Source organism: Streptomyces sp. NPDC050658 (assembly GCF_044457025.1).
Classification (GTDB): domain Bacteria; phylum Actinomycetota; class Actinomycetes; order Streptomycetales; family Streptomycetaceae; genus Streptomyces.
The window spans coordinates 129,183-150,695 of record NZ_JBITGM010000008.1; the positions used below are offsets into that span (position 1 = coordinate 129,183).

Annotated in this window: 20 protein-coding genes; 10 read left to right on the forward strand and 10 right to left on the reverse strand. The window is 71.8% G+C overall.

Going from position 1 to position 21,513, the window contains the following annotated elements; genetic code table 11:
* Positions 1 to 5: 5 nt before the first annotated feature.
* The 3 genes from ACIBKX_RS26620 to ACIBKX_RS26630 all read right to left on the reverse strand — a co-directional run bounded on the left by ACIBKX_RS26620 (position 6) and on the right by ACIBKX_RS26630 (position 2,608).
* Positions 6 to 950 (reverse strand): NADP-dependent oxidoreductase, encoded by a 945-nt coding sequence (locus ACIBKX_RS26620; protein ID WP_363274993.1) that lies wholly within the window; start codon positions 948 to 950, stop codon positions 6 to 8.
* A 73-nt stretch (positions 951 to 1,023) separates the two neighbouring features.
* Positions 1,024 to 2,007 carry a zinc-binding dehydrogenase gene (locus ACIBKX_RS26625; protein WP_363274992.1) on the reverse strand — a complete coding sequence of 328 codons (984 nt, stop codon included), beginning with the start codon at positions 2,005 to 2,007 and terminating at the stop codon, positions 1,024 to 1,026.
* Between the two features lie 28 nt (positions 2,008 to 2,035).
* On the reverse strand, positions 2,036 to 2,608 hold the full coding sequence (locus tag ACIBKX_RS26630; RefSeq protein ID WP_363274991.1) for an NAD(P)H-dependent oxidoreductase: 573 nt from the start codon (positions 2,606 to 2,608) through the stop codon (positions 2,036 to 2,038).
* A 209-nt stretch (positions 2,609 to 2,817) separates the two neighbouring features.
* On the opposite strand from ACIBKX_RS26630, the gene ACIBKX_RS26635 reads away from it, so the two are divergent.
* Positions 2,818 to 4,215, forward strand: coding sequence for an MFS transporter (locus tag ACIBKX_RS26635; protein ID WP_363274990.1), 1,398 nt, complete (start codon positions 2,818 to 2,820; stop codon positions 4,213 to 4,215).
* Positions 4,216 to 4,271: 56 nt separating this feature from the next.
* Here the strand turns inward: ACIBKX_RS26635 and ACIBKX_RS26640 are convergent, their stop codons facing one another.
* The 3 genes from ACIBKX_RS26640 to hmgA are packed head-to-tail and all read right to left on the reverse strand — an operon-like array spanning position 4,272 to position 7,599.
* Complete coding sequence (locus ACIBKX_RS26640) at positions 4,272 to 5,477, reverse strand: type ISP restriction/modification enzyme (RefSeq protein ID WP_363274989.1); 1,206 nt, start codon at positions 5,475 to 5,477, stop codon at positions 4,272 to 4,274.
* 15 nt (positions 5,478 to 5,492) lie between these two features.
* Positions 5,493 to 6,242, reverse strand: a complete 750-nt coding sequence (locus tag ACIBKX_RS26645; protein WP_363274988.1) for a GntR family transcriptional regulator — start codon at positions 6,240 to 6,242, stop codon at positions 5,493 to 5,495.
* 22 nt (positions 6,243 to 6,264) lie between these two features.
* The gene (gene hmgA, locus ACIBKX_RS26650) at positions 6,265 to 7,599 is read right to left on the reverse strand and encodes a homogentisate 1,2-dioxygenase (RefSeq protein ID WP_363274987.1); all 1,335 of its coding nucleotides are present in this window, start codon (positions 7,597 to 7,599) and stop codon (positions 6,265 to 6,267) included.
* A gap of 145 nt (positions 7,600 to 7,744) precedes the next feature.
* Between hmgA and ACIBKX_RS26655 the strand changes: the two genes are divergently transcribed.
* The 3 genes from ACIBKX_RS26655 (at position 7,745) to ACIBKX_RS26665 (ending at position 11,227) form a co-directional block, all read left to right on the forward strand.
* The gene (locus ACIBKX_RS26655) at positions 7,745 to 8,377 is read left to right on the forward strand and encodes a TetR/AcrR family transcriptional regulator (RefSeq protein ID WP_363274986.1); all 633 of its coding nucleotides are present in this window, start codon (positions 7,745 to 7,747) and stop codon (positions 8,375 to 8,377) included.
* A gap of 148 nt (positions 8,378 to 8,525) precedes the next feature.
* Positions 8,526 to 9,980, forward strand: a complete 1,455-nt coding sequence (locus tag ACIBKX_RS26660; protein WP_363274985.1) for a citrate:proton symporter — start codon at positions 8,526 to 8,528, stop codon at positions 9,978 to 9,980.
* Positions 9,980 to 11,227, forward strand: coding sequence for an MFS transporter (locus tag ACIBKX_RS26665; RefSeq protein ID WP_363274984.1), 1,248 nt, complete (start codon positions 9,980 to 9,982; stop codon positions 11,225 to 11,227). The genes ACIBKX_RS26660 and ACIBKX_RS26665 overlap by 1 nt, the downstream gene beginning before the upstream one ends.
* Positions 11,228 to 11,254: 27 nt before the next feature.
* Here ACIBKX_RS26665 and ACIBKX_RS26670 read toward each other — a convergent pair whose 3' ends face one another.
* Positions 11,255 to 12,469, reverse strand: coding sequence for a S8 family peptidase (locus tag ACIBKX_RS26670; protein WP_363274983.1), 1,215 nt, complete (start codon positions 12,467 to 12,469; stop codon positions 11,255 to 11,257).
* 388 nt (positions 12,470 to 12,857) lie between these two features.
* Here ACIBKX_RS26670 and ACIBKX_RS26675 point away from each other — a divergent pair, with 388 nt between their 5' ends.
* The 3 genes from ACIBKX_RS26675 to ACIBKX_RS26685 all read left to right on the forward strand — a co-directional run bounded on the left by ACIBKX_RS26675 (position 12,858) and on the right by ACIBKX_RS26685 (position 16,915).
* Complete coding sequence (locus ACIBKX_RS26675) at positions 12,858 to 14,246, forward strand: aldehyde dehydrogenase family protein (RefSeq protein ID WP_363274982.1); 1,389 nt, start codon at positions 12,858 to 12,860, stop codon at positions 14,244 to 14,246.
* Between the two features lie 61 nt (positions 14,247 to 14,307).
* Positions 14,308 to 15,390, forward strand: coding sequence for a Zn-dependent alcohol dehydrogenase (locus ACIBKX_RS26680; protein ID WP_363274981.1), 1,083 nt, complete (start codon positions 14,308 to 14,310; stop codon positions 15,388 to 15,390).
* Between the two features lie 178 nt (positions 15,391 to 15,568).
* On the forward strand, positions 15,569 to 16,915 hold the full coding sequence (locus ACIBKX_RS26685) for an MFS transporter (protein ID WP_363274980.1): 1,347 nt from the start codon (positions 15,569 to 15,571) through the stop codon (positions 16,913 to 16,915).
* Here ACIBKX_RS26685 and ACIBKX_RS26690 read toward each other — a convergent pair.
* A complete protein-coding gene (locus ACIBKX_RS26690; protein ID WP_363274979.1) occupies positions 16,881 to 17,882 on the reverse strand; it encodes an urea transporter in 1,002 nt (333 codons plus the stop codon). The genes ACIBKX_RS26685 and ACIBKX_RS26690 overlap by 35 nt on opposite strands.
* Positions 17,883 to 18,017: 135 nt before the next feature.
* Positions 18,018 to 18,668: a TetR/AcrR family transcriptional regulator gene (locus ACIBKX_RS26695; protein WP_363274978.1), complete on the reverse strand. Its 651-nt coding sequence runs from the start codon at positions 18,666 to 18,668 to the stop codon at positions 18,018 to 18,020.
* A gap of 80 nt (positions 18,669 to 18,748) precedes the next feature.
* On the opposite strand from ACIBKX_RS26695, the gene ACIBKX_RS26700 reads away from it, so the two are divergent.
* The 3 genes from ACIBKX_RS26700 (at position 18,749) to ACIBKX_RS26710 (ending at position 21,035) form a co-directional block, all read left to right on the forward strand.
* Positions 18,749 to 19,900 (forward strand): acyl-CoA dehydrogenase family protein, encoded by a 1,152-nt coding sequence (locus ACIBKX_RS26700; RefSeq protein WP_363275048.1) that lies wholly within the window; start codon positions 18,749 to 18,751, stop codon positions 19,898 to 19,900.
* A gap of 114 nt (positions 19,901 to 20,014) precedes the next feature.
* Complete coding sequence (locus tag ACIBKX_RS26705) at positions 20,015 to 20,305, forward strand: YiaA/YiaB family inner membrane protein (RefSeq protein ID WP_363274977.1); 291 nt, start codon at positions 20,015 to 20,017, stop codon at positions 20,303 to 20,305.
* Between the two features lie 103 nt (positions 20,306 to 20,408).
* Positions 20,409 to 21,035: a TetR/AcrR family transcriptional regulator gene (locus ACIBKX_RS26710; RefSeq protein WP_363274976.1), complete on the forward strand. Its 627-nt coding sequence runs from the start codon at positions 20,409 to 20,411 to the stop codon at positions 21,033 to 21,035.
* A gap of 10 nt (positions 21,036 to 21,045) precedes the next feature.
* Here ACIBKX_RS26710 and ACIBKX_RS26715 read toward each other — a convergent pair whose 3' ends face one another.
* Positions 21,046 to 21,510, reverse strand: a complete 465-nt coding sequence (locus tag ACIBKX_RS26715; protein ID WP_363274975.1) for a MaoC family dehydratase — start codon at positions 21,508 to 21,510, stop codon at positions 21,046 to 21,048.
* Positions 21,511 to 21,513: the final 3 nt, after the last annotated feature.

Below are 21,513 nucleotides of genomic sequence, written 5' to 3' on the forward strand. Positions count from 1 at the left end.
CCCTGTCAGGGGGTCAGGACCACCTTGCCCCTGCCGTGCCCCGAGCCCACGTCCCGCTGTGCGTCCGCCGCCCGTTCCAAGGAGTACTCCGCGCGGACGTGCACCCGCAGTCGACCCTTCGCGTACAGCTCGGTCATCGCGGCCAGGCGCTCGGCCGTGCGCGTGCCGGTGAGTTCGGGCAGGCCAAGGCGGCGGGCCTCCTCCGTGGCGACCATCGTGATGACACGGTCGGGATGGATCGCCACGGCCGCCGACGCCCGCAGCGCCTCGGGCCCCGCCCCGTCGAGCGCCGCGTCCACCCCGCCGGGGGCGATCGCCCGCACCCGGTCCTCAAGACCCTCCCCGTACGTCACGGGAATCGCCCCGAGCGAGCGCAGATGGTCGTGGTGCCGTTCGCTCGCCGTCCCGATCACCGTCGTCGCGCCCCAGGCCCGCGCCAACTGCACCGCCAGCGTGCCGAGTCCGCCCGCCGCCGCGTTGACCAGGACCGTGTCGCCGGGCCCGACCCGCATCGCGGTCAGCGCCATGTGCGCCCCCTGCGCGTTCCCGGAGAAACCGCCCGCCTCGGCCCACGCCATCTCCCCGGGCTTGCGCACCAACTGGTCGGCGCCCACCACGACGTACTGCGCGTACGACCCGAGCAGCGAGAAGCCGAGCACCGGATCCCCGGGGCCGAAACCAGCGACGTCGGGGGCGGCGGCGTCGACCGTGCCGGCGAACTCATTGCCCGGCACGAGCGGGAACGCGGCCCCGGGCGGTCTGATCACCCCCTCCCTGACCCCGATGTCGTACGGGAGTACTCCCGCCGCCCGCACCCGGACCCTGACCTGACCGGGGCCCGGCTCGGGGACGGGCAGGTCCATGGGGCGCAGGGCGTCGGCCGGGCCGTACGCGGTGATCGCGGCGGCCCGCATGGCCGACGTGGTCGTCCTTGTCCTTGTCGTCGTCATCGCTCACTCACATCCGTTGTCCGATCGGTGATGTCACCCAGGGCGTGCCTGGCCGGCCAGGGGATGCGGCCGGCTAGGGGATCAGGACGACCTTCCCCACCGTCCGCCGCGCGAGCAGCGCCGCGTGCGCCGCGTCCGCCTCCCGGAGCGGGAACGTCGTCACCGCCGGCACGAGTGAGCCGCGGGCCGCCTCCGCGAGTGCCCGCTCCTGGAGGCCGCGCAGACCGCCGGGTACGCGGGCGATGCGCGGGCCCAGCGCGTACGTCGCCGTGAGGAGCCTGCCCTGCAGATCCTTGGTGGCGAACTCCGTGGGGGTGCCCGACGACCAGCCGTACACCACGAACCGGCCGCCGCTGCCCAGGAGTTCGAGCGCCGCGCGGCCCGCGTCGCCGCCCACGCTGTCGAACGCGACGCTCACCTCGCGCCCGCCGAGCGCCGCACGCACCTCCTCCGCCCAGCCGGGCCGGGTGTAGTCGACGGCCACGTCCGCCCCGGCCGCCCGCACCCGCGCCGTCTTCTCGGCGCCGCCCGCCGCGCCCACCACCGTGACGCCCGCGTTCCGCGCCGCCTGCACAAGGAGGGTGCCGATGCCGCCGGCGGCCGCCGTCACCAGGGCCACGTCGTCCGGTTCGAGCGCGGCGACGTGCAGGACGCCGAGTGCCATGCGGCCGGTGCCGACCATGGCCACGGCCGCCTCGTAGGAGAGGTCGTCGGGCAGCGGGAACAGCGCGTCCGTCTCGCGCACCGCCAGCTCGGCGTAGCCCGCGTTCACCAGGCCGAGGTGCGTGACGACCCGGCGGCCGAGCCACTCCTCCTCGACCCCGTCGCCCAGCCCGTCGACCACGCCCGCCACCTCGCGACCCGGCGTGATCGGCAACTCGGGCATAGGGAAGGGGAGTTCATCGGCCGCGCCCGCCTGGAGCGCCGTGTCCAGCAGATGGACCCCCGCCGCCCGCACGGCGATCCTGACCTGGCCGGGCCCCGGCACCGGGTCGGGCGTCTCCTCGTAGCGCAGATTCCCGGGCCCGCCGAAGGTGTGCAGTCGAATGGCACGCATCGTCAACTCGCTTTCCTCGCAGGGGTGGTCACGCCGCGTACGGGTTGGTCGCCTTCGCGTCCCGCAGGGTCGAGCCCCACCAGACGAGCTGGTCGAGCATGACCTTCGCGGCGCCCGCCGGGCCCGCCTCGTCGTGCGGCCTGCCGTCCGGGCCGAACTGGTTCCAGACGCCGTGGAAGCTGACCGTGTCCCGCATGGTCGGCGCGTGCAACTCGGCGAAGACGAGCCGCAGTTGCTCCACCGCGCGCAGGCCGCCCGCGAGACCGCCGTACGAGACGAAGCCCACCGGCTTGGCCTGCCACTCCTCGCGGTGCCAGTCGATGGCGTGCTTCAGGTCGGCGGGGAAGCTGTGGTTGTACTCCGGCGTGACGACGACGAACGCGTCCGCCGCAGCGATCCGGGGCGTGATCTCGCCGATGACGGGGGCGCTCTGGCTGCCCAGCGTCTCCGGGCGCCCACCGGTCGCGAGGTCGATCACGTCGAGCGCGAGGTCGGCGCGCTGTTCGGCGACCGAGACGAACCAGTCGCGGACGGTCGGCGCGAAGCGGCCCTCGCGGGTGCTGCCGACGATGACGGCCACCTGAAGTCGCTGCGTGGTCATGGGAGTTCCTCTCTCGGGTCGTGCTGACACCGAGAAAGCTAGGGAGCACCGCCTCTGCCGGGCCTCTGTCGCACGACCGGGATCGCGACTGGGCGGGGACGGGGCGGGGACCGGGCGGGGACCGGGGACCGACTGGGGTGGGGTCTACCTGGTCACTCCCAGTCGTACGACAGAGGCGAGGCGCCCGGCCCTGTTCCTAGCGTCGGAGCATGACGCAGACGACATGTGACGCCACCCCGCCCGCCGGTCAGGACGCCGAGAAGACCCGCTGGGCGCCCGTCGCCGTGATGGCCCTCGCCTTCCTGATGGTCACCCTCGAACTCAGCCTGTCCTCGGTGACCTTGCCCGCCATCGGCTCCGAGCTGGACGTGGGAACGGGCGCCACCCAATGGGTCCTGCTCGCCTACGCGCTGCCCACGGCGGCCCTCGCGATCCCCGCGGGACGGTGGGCGGACCGCGTCAACCTGCGCGCCCTGTTCCTCTTCGCCGTACCGGCGATCGGCCTCACCAGCGTCCTGGCCGCCGTTGCCCCCACCTTCCCGCTGCTCGTCGCGGCCCGCGTCCTGCAAGGCGTCGCGGGCGCCCTGGTCGGCGCGCTCTATCTGCCGGTGGTCGCCGCGACGGTACGGCCCGACCAGCGCGGCCGGGCCATGGGATACGTCGCGACGATCATGCCGCTCGGCTCCATGGGCGGCTCGTCCCTCGGCGGGATCGTCGCGGACGCGTACGGCTGGCGGCCCGTGATGCTGATGAAGATCCCCGTCCTGATCGTGGTGATCTGGCTCGGGGCGCGCTTCATGCCCTCCGTCGGACCGCGTCGCGGGCTCGTCCGGCCCGACCGTTCCCTGGTCGGCGACGGGCTCGTGCTCGGCGGCGCGGTGACCGCCGTCCTGGTGGCCTTCGACCGGATCGAGGCCGGACAGCCGCTCGTCGCCACGGTGTTCGCGGCGGCCGGCGCCGTGCTCGCGGTGTGCTGGACGCGGCTGCGCTCGGCGCGCCCGGTAATCGGTCTGCTGCGGCGCAGGGCCATCGGCTTCCCGGTCCTCAGCCTCCTCCTGACCGGCACCTTCGTCGGCCTCTCCTACTTCCTGCTGCCGTTCTACGTCGCTGACGTCCTGGACGAGGGCGCCGCCATGACCGGCCTCGCGATGGTCTTCTTCATCGGCACGGTGGCCCTCTGCTCCCCGGTCAGCGGCCGGCTCGCGGACCGGCTGCCCGGCAGGATCGTCGGCACGGGTGGGCTGCTCCTCGTCATCGCCGGGCTCCTGAGCATGCTGACGCTCGGCCCGGACGCGGGGCTGCCCGACATCGGCTGGCGGCTCGCCGTGATCGGGGCCGGACAGGCGCTCTTCGGTACGCCGGTGAACGCGTCGATCATGGCCGCCGCACCGCCCGACATGCTGGGCACCAGCGGCGGGGTCGGCAACACCTTCCGCACCCTCGGCTTCACGGTCGGCCCCGCGATCGCGGCCCTCGCCCACGGACTGGGCGGCGGGGGAGCCACGGGCTTTCGCACCGGAGTCGTCGTGCTCGCCCTGCTGCAGGCGGCCGGCGTCCTGGCGCTCCTCGCGTCGGGCGGCGGCCGAAAGGCCGAGGCAGGGGGGTGAGGTCGGAAAGGGCGAGGTCGGAAAGGGCGACGTCGGAAAGGGCGACGCGGACCGCGTCAGATGAGCGCGAACTGGCCGCCCGGTCCCTCCTCGTGATGGTCGAGGACGGAGGCCGGGCGGCGCGCGGCGTCCGGCACGGGCAACACACCCGCCGCACGCAGCTCTTCGGCGCCGATCAGCGGCGTACCGTCGAGGGAGTCCGTCAACTCCCGCTGCTGAGGCTCCAGTTCACGCAGCAGGGCGAGTACGGTGATCAGCTCCAGCAGCTCGGACGTCCAGGCCTGCGGCCAGGCGCCGGGGCGGATCGCCGCGAGGCCGCCGCCCTCGACCGGCTCGGTTCGCCGGGCGAACCACAGGTCGAGCACCCGCACCCCGCTCACCTCGAACTCCCAGGCCTCGCGCGGCACCGGCGAGATGCGCCCCTCGTCCAGGCACAGCACCTCCTCGTCCGCGTCGTAGGAGAGCGCCGAGGGGCGGGCGGGCAGCGGTGCCCGTACATAGGGGCGGCGCCCGCCGGGCAGTTTCGGCCGGGCCCCGTCGCCGCGTGCCTGCAGCCACAGCAGCCGCCGGCCAAGCTCCGTGCCCCGCGCCCACACCTGCGGGTCGGAGGTCAGCGGCACCCGGCAGCCCGTCGCCGACCCCCGCGCGACCGCCAGCGTCCAGGCCAGCAGCTCCCCGGCGTCGACCCCGTGCCCGAGCGCGGCGGAGAGCCGCCCGAGCAGCCCCGGAGCCACATTGGGCTCAAGGCCTCCGGGGCGGCGGAACAGCGGGCGGATCCTGCCCGGACGTCCGGCGGGGGAGCGGCCGTCGGGCAGTACGGCCGAGGCGAGCACGGCGGGCCCCGAGGCCCCGGCGACATGCCCCTGCTCCACGAGGTAAAGCTGGCCCTCGCCCGCCACCCGCCACAGCTCGGGCCTTGCGGCGTCGATGAGCCGGTGGTCCGGGATCAGCCACTGCTCGTCGAAGGGGCCGTGCAGCACCCGCACCGGCTCCGGGCAGCGGCCGGACTCGGCGGCCAGCGGACCCGTGGAGCCCCGCTGCCCCGGCAGTTGACCGACCGCGGTGTGCAGGGTGCGGGCGCGCGAGGGGGAGAGCAGCCGGTCGCGCTCCGCGCCCTGCGCGCGCACGAACGCGTCCCAACGGGCCCTGAGGGATGCCGCGTCCGGGCCCATCGGCCACGCCCGGCCGGTCCGGAGCGGTGCGACGGACCACGGCATGAGGTCCGCGAGGAGCGGCGCTTCGTCGTGCGTCACGCCCGGCATCGTACGACGAGACCCTTACGTCGCGTCGAGGGTGACCGTGAACGAGAAGCGGTCCCCGCGGTAGTGGATGCGGGCCACGTCCAGGGCGCGCCCTTCCTCGTCGTACGTGATGCCCGTGTAGTGCAGGATCGGGCTGAGCAGCGGCACTTGGAGCAGCCGGGCCGTCTCCGGGTCGGCGAGCGTGGCCTCGACGGTGTCGGTGATCCTGCTGATGCGGACGCCCACCACGTCGCGCAGCACCTTCGTCATGGGCCAGCGCGTCAGATCGTCGAGATCGATCCGCCCGGCGAGGTCGGGATGGACGAAGTTATGGGCGTGGTTGGTGGGTTCGCCCGTCTTGTCGTCGCTGCGGAGGCGGTGGTACGTCGCCACCTCCGGTACGTCGGGGAAGTACTCGGTGAGTTCGGCCGGGACCGGAGCCGCGCCGTGCGAAAGGAGTTCGGTGACCATGCCCGACTGCTGGGCCACGATCGCGTCGACCGAGCCGAGCAGCCGGACCGGGGAGCCGCGCCGGACGTCGGGCTCGATGAAGGTGCCGCGCCGCCGGTGCCGGGAGATGAGTCCCTCGTCCTCCAGCTCCTTCAGCGCCTGCCGCATGGTCAGGACGCTCACCCCGTAGTGCCCCGCCAGCTGCTCCTCGGTGGGCAGCCGGAGCGGGGCCTGCGGCGTGCGCCCGAGTATCGAGGCGCGCAGCGACTGTGACACCTGATACCAGAGCGGCAGCTTGCGATTCAGGACGATCGAGTCCGGGGCGAAGGCGGTCACGGTCTCTCCGAATCAGTCCGCGTCAGTTCCGAAAATGGCGCTCCAGACCCTGCCACACATCGTCGTACCCGCGCTGCAGGTGGGACGCCTGAGCTGCCTGTTCCGTCGCCGTCACCGGCCAGCGGGTCTCGAACATGAAGGCAAGGCCGTCGTCGATCTTCTGCGGCTTCAGCTCGGCGGCCGAGGCCTTGTCGAAGGTCTCGCGGTCGGGTCCGTGCGCCGACATCATGTTGTGCAGCGAGCCGCCGCCCGGCACGAAACCTCCCTTGCCGCCGGTCTTCGCGTCGTACGCGCCCTCGATCAGGCCCATGTACTCGCTCATCACGTTCCGGTGGAAGTACGGCGGCCGGAAGGTGTCCTCGCCCACCAGCCAGCGCGGCGCGAAGACGACGAAGTCCACGCCCGCCAGCCCCGGGGTGTCGGACGGCGAGGTGAGGACCGTGAAGATCGACGGGTCCGGGTGGTCGTAGCTGATCGTGCCGATCACATTGAAGCGGTGCAGGTCGTAGACGTACGGGACGTGGTTCCCGTGCCAGGCGACCACGTCGAGGGGGGAGTGGTCATAGGTCGCGTGCCACAGGTTGCCGCAGAACTTGTTCACCACCTCCACCGGCCGCTCGACGTCCTCGTAGGCCGCGACCGGCGCCCTGAAGTCCCGCACGTTCGCCAGGCCGTTGGCGCCGATCGGGCCGAGGTCGGGGAGCTGGAAGGGCGCGCCGTAGTTCTCGCACACGTACCCGCGCGCGCTCGCGTCGAGCAGCTCCACGCGGAAACGCACACCGCGCGGGATCAGCGCCACCTCGCCGGGCTCGGCGTGCAGCAGCCCGAACTCGGTGCGCAGCAGCAGCCCGCCCCGCTCGGGCACGATCAGCAGCTCGCCGTCCGCGTCGCTGAACACCCGGTCCGTCATGGAGGCATTGGCGTGGAAGAGATGGATGCCCATGCCGCTGCGCTGGGTCGCGTCCCCATTGCCGCCGAGTGTCCACAGGCCCGCGAGGAAGTCCGTGCCGGGCGCGGGGTCCGGGAGCGGGTCCCAGCGCAGCCGGTTCGGGTCGGGCGCCGCGTCGGCGAACGGGGCCGTGCGGATCGCGCCGTTGTCGACGCGCGTGAACTGCGGGTGCGCGGCCGAGGGGCGGATGCGGTAGAGCCACGAGCGGCGGTTGTGCGCGCGGGGCTCGGTGAAGGCCGTGCCGCTCAGCTGCTCGGCGTAGAGCCCGAGCGGCGCGCGCTGCGGCGAATTCCGGCCGTGCGGCAGCGCGCCGGGCACGGCCTCGGAGCTGTGTTCGTTGCCGAAGCCGGAGAGATAGACCAGCCCCTCGGCGGTCTTCCGTGCGTCGGTCGTGTGGTCCCCGCTCATCATCGCTCCCTCGTCAATGATTCCTATGGGTCACCGTAGGATTCGCGTATACCTTCCGCAAGAGGGAGCGGTGGATGTCGTAAGGGAGATCCGGGAATGCCGTAAACGCGAGCCAGGAAGCTGAGCGGTGCTCTACTCTCCCCGGATGTCCCACCGCAACGCGCCCAAGGAACCCCGCCCCGCGAGCCATCTGCGCCGTACGCCCGTGCAGGCACGCAGCGCCGAGCGGCTGACCCGGATTCTCGACGCCTGCGCCGACCTCCTCGACGAGGTCGGCTACGAAGGCCTCAGCACCCGCGCCGTCGCCCAGCGCGCCGACGTACCGATCGGCTCGGTCTACCGCTTCTTCGGCAACAAACGGGCCATGGCCGACGCCCTGGCCCACCGCAACCTCGATCTGTACGGAGAGCGCGTGGCCGCCCGCGTCAGCGGCGTCGGGCGCGGCGACTGGCGCGGGGCCGTCGACGCAGCCTTCGACGAGTACCTCGCCATGAAGCGCACCGTCCCCGGCTTCGGCCTGGTCGACTTCGGCATCCCGTCGGCCCCCGACGCGATGCCCGACGCCAACTCCGACGTCGCCGAACGGGTCGCGGCCCTCCTGGCCGACCATCTGGACCGGCCGCTCGACGCACGGCTGCGCCGCACGGTACTCGTCGGCGTCGAGGCGGTCGACGCGCTCCTGCAGCTCGCCTTCCGCGTCCGCCCGGGGGGCGACCCGGACCTCATCGACGAGACACGGACGCTCCTGCACGCGTACTTCGCGGGTTCGCTCGACTGAGGCAGATGGCACCACGTGCCGCGCTGACCAGGAGTTTTGCGCTTATTGCTCGCGCGTCAACATCTTGTTAACGCTCAATTGACGGCCCTAACGTCATCCGGACCGCCAGACCTGGTGGGAGTTCGATGGTGAACGTTAGGTAGCCCCCATGCTGACAATCCTCGGATTCGTCATGATCGCCACGTTCCTGGTGCTGATCATGATGAAGAAGATGTCGCCGATCGCGGCGCTGGTGCTGATCCCCGCGCTCTTCTGCGTGTTCGTAGGAAAGGGAGCCCATCTCGGGGACTACGTCCTCGAAGGCGTCGGCAATCTGGCGCCCACGGCGGCCATGCTCATGTTCGCCATCGTCTACTTCGGCGTCATGATCGACGTCGGCCTCTTCGACCCGATCGTCCGGGCCATCCTGCGCTTCTGCAAGGCGGACCCGGTACGCATCGTGGTGGGCACCGCTCTGCTCGCCGCGATCGTCTCGCTCGACGGCGACGGCTCGACGACCTTCATGATCACGGTCTCGGCGATGTATCCGCTCTACAAGCGCCTCAAGATGAGCCTCGTCGTCATGACGGGTGTCGCGGCGACCGCCAACGGCGTCATGAACACGCTGCCCTGGGGCGGCCCGACGGCCCGCGCCGCGACCGCCCTGAAGGTCGACGCCGCCGACATCTTCGTCCCGATGATCCCGGCGCTCGCCATGGGCCTGGTCGCCGTCTTCCTCCTCTCGTACGCACTGGGTCTGCGCGAGCGCAAGCGGCTCGGCATCCTGTCGCTCGACGAGGTCCTGGAGAAGGAGACGTCCGGCGAGACGGTGCTCGTGGGTGCCGGTGGGGGCACCGGCGACGGCCGTACGTCGCTGACGAAGAAGACCGCCGGCGGCTCCGGTGCCGGTACCGACGCATCGGAGGGGTCCGCTGGGTCCGGCGCGTCCGGCGCGTCCGGCGAATCCGACGAGGACGACGGCTTCCAGGGGCTCGACCCCCACCGCGACACCCTGCGCCCCAAGCTCTACTGGTTCAACGCGGGCCTCACCGTCCTGCTCCTGACCGCCATGATCATGGAGTGGCTGCCGATCCCGGTCCTCTTCCTGCTCGGAGCCGCGCTCGCCCTCACCGTCAACTTCCCGCACATGCCCGACCAGAAGGCCCGGATCGCCGCCCACGCGGAGAACGTCCTCAACGTCACCGGCATGGTCTTCGCCGCCGCCGTCTTCACCGGCGTCCTCCAGGGCACCGGCATGGTCGACCACATGGCGAAATGGCTCGTCGACGCCATCCCCAGCGGCATGGGCCCGCACATGGGCCTGGTGACGGGGCTCCTCTCGCTGCCGCTCACCTACTTCATGTCGAACGACGGCTTCTACTTCGGCGTCCTGCCCGTCCTCGCCGAGGCCGGCCAGGCGCACGGCGTCGGCACCCTGGAGATCGCCCGAGCCTCCATCGCGGGCCAGGCCCTGCACATGTCGAGCCCGCTGGTCCCCGCCGTGTACGTCCTGGTCGGCATGGCCAAGGTCGAGTTCGGCGACCACACGAAGTTCACCGTCAAATGGGCCGTCCTCACCTCGCTGGTGGTGCTCGGCTCCGGCATCCTCTTCGGCATCATCTGATGCCACCCCCACCGGGCCGCGCCTGGTTGCTGCGCCTCGTCATCGCCTTCAGCTTCGCGCAGGGGGCGGTGTCGATGGCGCGTCCGGCCGTCTCCTACCGGGCTCTGTCGCTGGGCGCGGACGAGCGGGCGATCGGTGTCATCGCGGGTGTGTACGCCCTGCTTCCGCTCTTCGCCGCCGTACCGCTGGGCCGCAGGACGGACCACGGGCGGTGCGCGCCGCTCCTTCCGATCGGCGTCGTGCTGATCGCCGGCGGGTGCGCGCTGAGCGGTACGGCGGGGTCGCTCGGCGCGCTTGCCGCGTGGAGCGGTGTGATGGGCCTCGGCCATCTCTGCTTCGTGATCGGCGCGCAGTCGATCGTGGCCCGGCAGTCCGCGCCCCATGAACAGGACCGCAACTTCGGGCACTTCACGATCGGGGCCTCGCTCGGGCAGCTGATCGGCCCGATCGCCGCGGGCTCCCTCATCGGCGGCGACATGGGCCGCACCAGCGCCCTCGCCCTGCTGGTCTCGGGGGCGGTCGCGGCGGTCTCGCTCGCCTCGCTGTGGCGGATCGAGCAGGTGCGGACGGCCGGTGGCGGCTCCGCGAAGCGGGGCGAGAAGGTGCCGGTGCTCGGCATCCTCCGTACGCGGGGTGTGCCCGCCGGGATCTTCATCAGCCTCGCGGTGCTGTCCGCGACCGACATCCTCACGGCCTATCTGCCGGTGGTCGGTGAGCACCGGGGGATCGCGCCCGCCACGGTGGGGGTGCTGCTCTCGCTGCGGGCCGGGGCGACGATCGCCTGCCGGCTCGTGATGACGCCGCTGATCAATCTGCTGGGGCGTGCGGTGCTGATCGTGGTGACGTGTCTGCTGGCCGCGGTGCTGTGCGCGGGGATCGCGTTGCCGGTGCCGGTGTGGGGGCTCGGCGTGATGCTGGTGCTGCTGGGGTTCTGTCTGGGCGTGGGGCAGCCGTTGTCGATGACGACCGTGGTGCAGGCGGCGCCGGAGGGGGCGCGGTCCACGGCTCTTGCTCTGCGGCTTACGGGGAACCGGCTCGGGCAGGTGGCCGCTCCTGCGGGGGCGGGGCTCATCGCCGGGGTGGCGGGGGTCGCGGCGCCCTTTGTGATGCTGGGTGGGCTGTTGGTGGTGGCGGCGGGGTTGGGGCTGAGGAAGAACCCCCCTGTCGGGCCTCCCTCGGCCCCAACCCTCTCCGGAGCGAGGGGCTCCACCCCCAGAGCCCTGCTCCTCAAGCGCCGGAGGGGTTGACGGACCAGCTCCTCCGGCCTTCGACGGCTACAGGACCAGCTTGAGCAGCCTGTTCGGCGAACCGGCGCCGGGGCTGCTCACCTTGCCGTTCGTGGCACCGTTCACCAGCGCGGAAGCCACCTGTGGCGGAGTCGCCGAGGTGTGCCCCGCCAGGTACAGCACCGCCGCACCCGCGACATGCGGTGAGGCCATCGACGTACCGGAGATGGTGTTGGTGGCCGTGTCGCTGGTGTGCCAGCCCGCCGGGATTTTCACGCCGGGCGCGAACATGTCCAGGGACGAGCCGTAGTTGGAGAAGCTGGCCCTGACGTCCGAACCGTCGGTGGCGCCGACCGTGAGGGCCGCGGAGACGCGGGCGGGCGAGGTGTTCGAGGCGTCGGTGCCGGAGTTGCCCGCCGCGACGGCATAGGTGATGCCGTCGGCGATGGAGTTCTTCACCGCGTTGTCCATCGAGGTGGACGCGCCGCTGCCGAGCGACATGTTGGCCACGGCGGGCGCGCCGCTGCTGTGGTTGCTCGTCACCCAGTCGATGCCCGCGATGACACCGGCGGTGGTGCCGTCGCCGTTGTTGTCGAGCACGCGGACGGCCACGATCTTGGCCTTCTTGGCGACGCCGTACGTCGTGCCCGCGATGGTCGTGGCGACGTGTGTGCCGTGGCCGTTGCCGTCCTGGGCGGTGGAGTCGCCGTCCACGGCGTCGTAGCCGTTCACCGCGCGGCCGCCGAGGTCGGAGTGCGTGACGCGTACGCCGGTGTCGATGACGTACGCGGTGACGCCCGAGCCCGCGGAGTCCGGGTAGGTGTAGGTGCCGGACAGCGGCAGGCTCGTCTGGCCGATGCGGTCAAGGCCCCATGGGGGGTTGGTCTGGGTCGCGGTGGCCCGCACCGTCCGGTTCTGCTCGACGGTGGTGACGGCAGGGTCGGCCGCGAGTCGCTTGGCTTCGGTTGAACTGAGGCTCACGGCATAGCCGTTGAGCGCGGACCCGAAGGTCCTCTTCACCGACCCGCCGTACTCGGCTATCAGGTCCTTGCCCTGCTCGGACGCGGCCTTGAAGCCCGCGCCCCGATTCAGCGTGACGATGTAGCTGCCCTGCACGGCGTCGGCCGATCCGGCGCCGATGACGGTGCCCTCCGCGGGGGCGGCCTGGGCGGGCAGGGCGGTGACCGCACCGAACAGGGTGGCGGCGGTGGCGGTCGAGATCGCCGCGGCGATCACGGTCTTCTGGCTGCGCGGCAGTGCCATTACGGGGCAGTCCTCCTCATCGGCGGCGCGCACTCTGGGTCGGGCGGCACGCGGCTGTGGGGGTGTGGGCGCGTGTTCGCGCACACGGCCGGAAACGGAGTGTTCCGCTCTCGGCGTGATCGGAAGAGTGGTGGGTCCGCGGGCGCGGATCAAGCACAGTCGCGCCAGTGGCACGTTCTTGCCACATGGCTGCGATCGAGCTCGGGGCGGATGGTGGGATTCCGTCGCATGGTGCTGCCGTCCGCGGGCGTACCGCGGGTAGGAGGTCTGCCGGGACGGACGCCCCTGGTGTCCAAAAACTAACAGCGCTAGTTTGGTGCGCGGACGAGTGTGCGCGGACGGCCGATCGGTGTGCTCCGCGTGCGCGGACGACTCTCTGGAGGTTGCGATGAAGGCCCACGACGGGATGTACATCGGCGGTGCCTGGCGCCCCGCCGCGGGCACAGACATGATCGAGGTCGTGAACCCGGCCGACGAGCAGGTCATCGACCGGGTCCCGGCCGGGACCGCCGAGGACGTCGACGCCGCCGTGCGCGCCGCCCGCGCCGCCTTCCCCGCCTGGTCCACCACGCCGCCCGCCGAGCGCGCCGCGCTCATCGGCGCACTGCGCGACCAGCTGGTCGCCCGCAAGGACGAGATCGCCGGGACGGTGACGGCCGAGCTGGGCGCACCGCTGCAGTTCTCGCAGATGGTGCACGCCGGGGTGCCGATCCTGGTCGCCGGTTCGTACGCCGATCTCGCCGCGACGTACGCCTTCGAGGAGAAGATCGGCAACTCCACCGTCTATCTGGAGCCGGTCGGCGTGGTCGGCGCGATCACGCCCTGGAACTACCCGCTCCACCAGATCGTCAACAAGGTCGCCCCCGCGCTCGCCGCGGGCTGCACGGTGGTGCTCAAGCCGGCCGAGGACACCCCGCTGACCGCCCAGCTCTTCGCCGAGGCGGTACACGAGGCGGGGCTGCCCGCGGGCGTCTTCAACCTGGTCACCGGGCTCGGCCCGGTCGCGGGCCAGGCGCTCGCCGAGCACGAGGGCGTCGACCTGGTCTCCTTCACCGGCTCGACGGCGGTCGGCAGGCAGATCGGCGCCACCGCCGGGGCCGCGGTCAAGCGCGTCGCCCTCGAACTCGGCGGCAAGTCCGCCAACGTCATCCTGCCGAGCGCCGACCTCGCCAAGGCGGTGAACGTCGGCGTGGCCAATGTGATGTCCAACTCCGGCCAGACGTGCAGCGCGTGGACCCGCATGCTGGTGGACGCCGCCCGCTACGACGAGGCGGTGGAGCTGGCCGCCGCGGCCGCCGCGAAGTACGGCTCGCGCATCGGTCCCGTCGTCAACGCCAAGCAGCGGGCGCGCGTGCGGGGTTACATCGAGAAGGGCGTCGAGGAAGGCGCGCGGGTGGTCGCGGGCGGAGCCGAAGCACCGCAGGAGCAGGGCTACTTCGTCCAGCCGACGGTCTTCGCCGACGTCACCCCGGAGATGACGATCGCCCAGGAGGAGATCTTCGGCCCGGTCGTCTCGATCATCCGGTACGAGGACGAGGCCGACGCCCTGCGGATCGCCAACGGCACGGTGTACGGCCTCGCGGGCGCGGTCTGGGCGGCGGACGACGCGGAGGCGGTGGCGTTCGCCCGCCGCATGGACACGGGTCAGGTCGACATCAACGGCGGAAGCTTCAATCCGCTGGCGCCGTTCGGGGGCTACAAGCAGTCGGGCGTGGGGCGCGAGCTGGGCCCGCACGGCATGACGGAGTACCTCCAGACGAAGTCCCTCCAGTTCTGAAACCGCTCCTGCCGAAGCAGGCCGAAGTCTCTGTCCCGAACCCTTTGAGGAGTACGTCACCGTGGTCCGCGCCGCTGTTCTGCCCGCCGTCGGCTCTCCGCTGGAGATCACCGAGATCGATCTGCCCGAGCCGGGCCCCGGTCAGGTGCGGGTCCGTCTCGCCGCCGCCGGGGTCTGCCACTCCGACCTGTCCCTGACCAACGGCACGATGCGGCTTCCGGTGCCGGCCGTGCTCGGGCACGAGGGCGCGGGCACGGTGGTGTCCGTGGGCGCCGGCGTCACCCATGTCGCGCCGGGCGACGGAGTGGTGCTCAACTGGGCGCCGTCCTGCGGCAGTTGTCACGCCTGCTCGCTCGGCGAGGTGTGGCTGTGCGGGAACGCGCTGGCGGGTGCGGCGGACGTCTATGCCCGGCGGGCCTCGGACGGCGGTGATCTCCACCCCGGTCTGAACGTCGCGGCGTTCGCCGAGGAGACGGTGGTGGCGGGCAACTGCGTGCTGCCGGTGCCGGACGGCATCCCGCTCACGGACGCGGCCCTGCTCGGCTGTGCGGTGCTCACCGGGTACGGCGCCGTGCACCACTCGGCGAAGGTCCGCGAGGGCGAGACGGCCGCCGTCTTCGGGGTCGGCGGTGTGGGACTCGCGACGCTCCAGGCGGCGCGGATCGCGGGAGCCTCGCAGATCATCGCGGTCGACGTGTCGCCGGAGAAGGAGGAGCTGGCGCGCTCGGCGGGGGCGACGGAGTACGTCGTCGCCTCCGAGCTCACCCCCAAGGCCATCCGCAGGCTGACCGGCGGCCAGGGCGTGGACGTGGCGGTGGAGTGCGTGGGCCGTGCCGTGACGATCCGGGCGGCATGGGAGTCGACGCGGAGGGGCGGCCGGACGACGGTGGTCGGCATCGGCGGCAAGGACCAGCAGGTCACCTTCAACGCCCTGGAGATCTTCCACTGGGGCCGGACGCTCTCGGGCTGTGTCTACGGCAACTGCGACCCGGCGGTGGACCTGCCGGTCCTGGCGGAGCATGTGCGGGCGGGGCGCCTGGACCTGGGGGCCCTGGTGACGGAGCGGATCGCGCTGGACGGAATTCCCGCGGCCTTCGACAACATGATCGCCGGGAAGGGCGGCAGGGCGCTGGTGGTGTTCTAGCCACCGGGGCACACGGGCGGGAAGGCGGTGTCGCGGGGTGCCTCCGGGCACCCCGCCACTGTCCGGGGACAGCAATACGTACCGAACCGTTGACCGCATACCCACTGGTCGGTACGTTCCCTGCCATCACGGCGCCACCCCCTGTCCCGTCCCCGGAACCACCGGAGTGTGCACCCGCATGGACCCCGCACCGACCTCCGCAGCCCCCCTCTCCGCTCAAGCCCCCGCGTCACCGGCGGATCCCCACCGCCGCAAGGTCGCCACCGCCGCCGCTCTCGCCTCCGCGGTCGAGTGGTACGACTACTTCGTCTTCGGGATAGCCGCCGCCCTCGTCCTGGGCGACCTGTACTTCCCCGCAGGCAGTTCATCCGCAGGCGTCCTCGCCGCCTTCGCGACCTTCGCCGTCGGCTTCCTGGCCCGCCCCATCGGCGGCATCATCGCGGGCCAGCTCGGCGACAAGCGCGGCCGCAAGCCGATGCTGGTCCTCGCGCTGACCCTGATGGGCCTCTCCACGACGGGCATCGGCCTGCTCCCGACGTACGAGACCGTCGGCATCGCCGCGCCGATCCTGCTCGTCCTGCTCCGCGTGCTCCAGGGCATCGCCGTCGGCGCCCAGTGGGGCGGCGCGATGCTGATGGCCACCGAGTACGCTCCCGAGGGCAAGCGCGGCCTCTACGGCAGCCTGGTCCAACTGGGCGTCCCCATCGGCGTGGTGACCGCCAACACCGTCTTCCTCGTCGCGGGCGCCGCCACCAGCGAGAGCGCCTTCGAGGCATGGGGCTGGCGCGTCCCGTTCATGGTCGGACTCTTCGTCCTCGTCCTCGCCTGGTACATCCACACCCGCGTGGAGGAGACCCCCGAGTTCCGCGAGGCGGAGAAGGCGCTCGCCGAGAAGGAGAAGGGCGAGAAGGCGAACGGCGGCAACTCCCCGCTGCGCACCGTCCTCCGCCACCACCTCGGCACCGTCTTCCTCGCCGGCGGCTCCTTCGCGGTGAACACCGCCACCTTCTACATCATCATCACCGGCGTCCTCGACTACACCACCCGCGAACTCGACATGAAGCGCAGCGCGGTCCTCACCGTCTCGCTCTGCGTCAGCCTCACCCAACTCGCCCTGATCCCGGCCTCCGCGGCCCTCTCCGACCGCATCGGACGCCTGAAGATCTACGCCCTGGGCGCGGCCGGGCTCGCGGTCTGGGCGGTGCCGATGTTCCTGCTCATCGACACCGGATCACTGCTCTGGCTGGCCGTCGGCACCTTCGTCACCAGCTGCTTCCTGAGCATCATGTACGGGCCGCAGGCGGCGCTCTTCGCGGAGCTGTTCACGGCCGAGATGCGGTACACGGGCGCCTCGCTCGGCTACCAGATCGCGGCCGTGCTCGGCGGCGGGCTCGCGCCGTTCGTGATGGTGCTGCTCCTGGAGGCGACGGGCACCTCGATGGCCGTCTCCGCGTACATCATCGTGCTCGCGGTGATCGCCCTGTTCTCGATCAAGGTGCTTGCGGGGCGGGCGAGTTCCCGCTGATCTCCCCGGTCGCGACCGATTCCGGCACCGTCTCCGCCGACGGCGCCGGAATCGTCGTACGCAGGCGCGGGAAGGACGGCGCCGCCGCGAGGAACACCAGCGTCGTCAGGATGAACGGCCAGGTGAAGGCGTGGCCGCCGGACGGTGCGAGGAGCGCGGAGAGCGCCGGGCCGACGGCGGTCGCGGTGGCCGCGCCCACGGCCGCGTAGCCGACCGACGCCCCGCGCACCGGCAGGAAGGTGCCGCACAGCGCAAGGGCGACGAGCACCGAGTTGTATCCCATCGAGCCGTCCGCGATCCGCGCGGCGGGCGCCCCGAGTGCCCAGGCCACGCCGATGCCGACGAGGCTGCCCAGACAGGCCACGGCGCCCGCACGGCGGCTCGCGGCGAAGAGGCCGATGAGCACGAGCGCGCCGACGTACCACTGCGGCATGAAGAAGATTTGCGCGAAGTCGGCGAAGAACGCCCGTGCCAGGTCGGTGAGTTGGAGGGACGTGGGGCCCGTCGCCGCCTTCGGGAGCGCCGCGGGGCCGTTCGCGTGCTGCCCCACCCGTTCGAAGCCGGGCGCCGCGAGCGTCATCACCCCGGCCAGCAGGCAGTACGGCATCGTCAGGGGCGGCAGCCGCCAGAGCGAGAGGAGGTTCGTCATGGCCGCCGTGACGACCGTGACGACCACACAGCCCGCGAGCGCGAGCAGGGCCGTGGAGAGGCGTTCGGCCCCGAGGAACACGGCGAAACACAGCGCGGTGAGACAGCCGTTGAAGCCTTCGAGGCCCGTCGTCACGCCCTCGCGTGACGCGCCCATGGCCCTCGCGGTGGCCGTGGCGACGGCCGTGCCCGCCAGGGCGTAGAGCCCGTACTCCCAGCCCGCCGCGAAGAGCGCGACCCCGAACAGGGCGCCTGTGGCCGCGCTGGGCAGGAAGGTGACCTGCGCCTGTCCGCGCAGCACCTGAGCGACGAAAGCCACGACGGGAAGCGCACCGAAAGGCGGGCGCCCGGCATCCGTTGAGGGCCGCACGGCTCACTCCTGTGTTACGTCCATGTTTCGTCCGGCAGAACGGATGGACTTTACAGCTATCGGCCGGGGTTCGTCGCGCCCTGTTCAGGCAGCGGACGTCGCGACCTGCTCGTACTGCAGGGCGAGCCCGTCGAGCAGGGCCCGCAGTCCCGTCTCGAAGGCGCGCCCGTCGATCCGCTGCTGGCGGTCCGCGAGGAGGTGGGCCTGGCCCAGGTGCGGATAGTCGGCCGGGTCGTACGCCGCCTCGTCGTCGACGAAGCCCCCGGCGAACGAGCCGAGTGCCGAGCCCATCACGAAGAACCGCATCAGCGCGCCGATCGACGTGGCCTGCGCGGCCGGCCAGCCCGCGTCGACCATCGCGCCGAAGACCGCGTCCGCGAGGCGCAGGCCCGCCGGGCGGCGCCCGGGGCCGTGCGCGAGCACCGGGACGATGTTCGGGTGCCGGGTGAGCGCGGCCCGGTAGGAGACCGCCCAGTCGTGCAGGGACGTACGCCAGTCGCGCTCGTCGGCCGGGTCGAACATCGACAGGTCGACCTGGGCGCTGACCGAGTCGGCGACCGCCTCCAGGATCTCGTCCTTGGTGCGGAAGTGGTTGTAGAGGGAGGGCCCGCTGACCCCGAGCTCGGCGGCGAGGCGCCGTGTGGAGACGGCTGCGAGGCCCTCGGCGTCCACGAGCGCGCGCGCCGTCTCGACGATGCGATCTGTGCTGAGGAGGGGCTTGCGCGGTCGGGCCATGCGGCACATAGTAGGGCTGCCAACAGAAACTAGCAGTGCTAATTTAAAGCCGAAAGAACCGGGAAGAGTGGGTGCTCTCGATGAACCTGGAGCTCAGCGAGGAACAGATCGCCGTCAAGCGGCTCGCCAGGGACTTCGTCGAGCGCGAGATCGCCCCGCACGTGATCGAGTGGGACCGCGCCGAGAGCGTGGACCGGGCCATCGTGAAGAAGCTCGGCGAGGTCGGCTTCCTCGGGCTCACCGTCGACGAGGAGTACGGCGGCTCGGGCGGCGACCACCTCGCGTACTGCCTGGTGACCGAGGAGCTGGGGCGCGGCGACTCCTCCGTGCGCGGCATCGTGTCGGTCTCGCTCGGGCTCGTCGCCAAGACCATCGCCTCCTGGGGGAGCGAGGAGCAGAAGCGGCGGTGGCTGCCGGGGCTGACCTCCGGCGAATACGTCGGCTGCTTCGGGCTCACCGAGCCGGGCACCGGGTCCGACGCGGGCAACCTCGCCACGAAGGCCGTGCGCGACGGCGACGACTACCTGATCAACGGCTCCAAGATGTTCATCACGAACGGTACTTGGGCCGATGTCGTGCTGCTCTTCGCGCGGACGAACGACGCCCCCGGTCACAAGGGTGTCTCCGCCTTCCTCGTGCCGACCGGCACCCCCGGCCTGACCCGCCGCACGATCCACGGCAAGCTCGGCCTGCGCGGCCAGGCCACCGCCGAACTGGTCCTGGAGGACGTCCGCGTCCCGGCCTCGGCCATGATGGCGCCCGAGGGCAAGGGCTTCTCCGTCGCCATGTCGGCGCTCGCCAAGGGCCGGATGTCGGTCGCCGCAGGGTGCGTCGGCATCGCCCAGGCGGCCCTGGACACGGCCGTGACGTACGCGACCGAGCGCGAGCAGTTCGGGAAGCCGATCGCCGGGCACCAGCTGGTGCAGGAGCTGATCAGCGACATCGCGGTCGACGTGGACGCGGCCCGGCTCCTGACCTGGCGGGTCGCCGACCTCGTCGACCGGGGGCAGCCCTTCGCCACGGAGTCCTCCAAGGCCAAGCTCTTCGCGTCGGAGGCGGCCGTCCGCGCCGCCAACAACGCGCTCCAGGTCTTCGGCGGCTACGGCTACATCGACGAGTACCCGGCGGGCAAGCTGCTGCGCGACGCCCGCGTGATGACGCTGTACGAGGGCACGAGCCAGATCCAGAAGCTGGTCATCGGGCGGGCGCTGACGGGAGTCTCGGCGTTCTGAACGGACGTACTGGGTACGCCTGCTGGGTACGCCTACTGAGTACGCCTACTGAGTACGGGAGTTGAGTACGGGAGCGGATGCCGGCGGCGCCGCTCCCGCGCGAGGCTCTCGGTCATGAGTGAGACACCGGTCAAGCAGCAGAACACCACCGCCTACTACGGCCAGGCGGTCGCCTCGTTCGCCGTGGCGCTCGCGGCGACGGCCGTCGGGATATACAGCCTCGACGTCAGCGGCTGGATCCGCGCGTTCCTCGCCGTGTCCGTGCTGTACCTGACGACGTCCGCGTTCACGCTCGCCAAGGTGGTCAGGGACCGGCAGGAGGCCGACCAGATCGTCAGCCGCGTGGACCAGGCCAGACTGGAGAAGATCCTCGCCGAGCACGACCCGTTCAAGCCGGCCGCCTGACCCCGCGCTCCACCGGCTGCTCCGGGCGGCTCCACCGGCTGCTCTAAGCGCTTGCTCACCGTCAGGGGTATGGTGTCCCTCCCGACCGGCGGAAGGAGTGGGCATGAGCGCGGCGGAGGAGACCCGGGCCGAGGACCAGCCATGGGGCGAGGTCACGCCCGACGCGGCGCGGCGGCTGCTCGTCGCCGCGGTCGAGGCCTTCGCCGAGCGTGGGTACCACGCGACGACGACCCGTGACATCGCGGGCCGCGCGGGCATGAGCCCCGCGGCGCTCTACATCCACTACAAGACCAAGGAAGAGCTGCTCCACCGCATCAGCAGGATCGGCCACGACAAGGCCCTCGCCATCCTGCGCGCCGCCGCCGACGAGCCCGGCAGCGCGGCGGAGCGGCTCTCCGCGGCCGTGCGCTCCTTCGTCCGCTGGCACGCCCGGCAGCACACCACGGCGCGCGTGGTCCAGTACGAGCTGGACGCGCTCGGCGATGAGCACCGTGCCGAGATCGTCGCGCTGCGCAGGCAGTCGGACGCCGCGGTGCGGGACATGATCAACGACGGGGTGCGGGACGGGGAGTTCGACGTCCCCGACGTGCCGGGCACCACGCTCGCCGTGCTCTCGCTCTGCATCGACGTGGCCCGCTGGTTCAACGCCGCGGGCCACCGGACGCCCGACGAGGTCGGCGCGCTCTACGCCGACCTCGTGCTGCGGATGGTGGGCGCCCGCAAGCCGTAGCGGGCCGGGCTCAGAAGTAGTAGCGGGACACCGACTCCGCGACGCAGGCGGGCTTCTCGCCGCCCTCGAGCTCGACGGTGACCGCCGCCGTGACCTGCACGCCCTTGTCCTTGGTCGCCGCGACCTCCTGGAGCACGGCGGTCGCGCGCAGTCGCGAGCCGACCGGCACGGGGGAGGGGAAGCGGACCTTGTTGGTGCCGTAGTTGACGCCCATCTTCATGCCCTCGACCCGCATCACCTGCGGCACCAGGCTCGGCAGCAGCGACAGCGTCAGATAGCCGTGCGCGATGGTCGCCTTGAAGGGGCCCTGGGCCGCCTTCTCCGCGTCCACGTGGATCCACTGGTGGTCGCCCGTGGCATCGGCGAACAGGTCGATCCGCTTCTGGTCGATCTCCAGCCAGTCGCTGTACCCGAGCTGCTCGCCGACCGCGGCACGCAGTTCCTCGGCCGACCTGAAGATCCTCGGCTCCGCCATGTC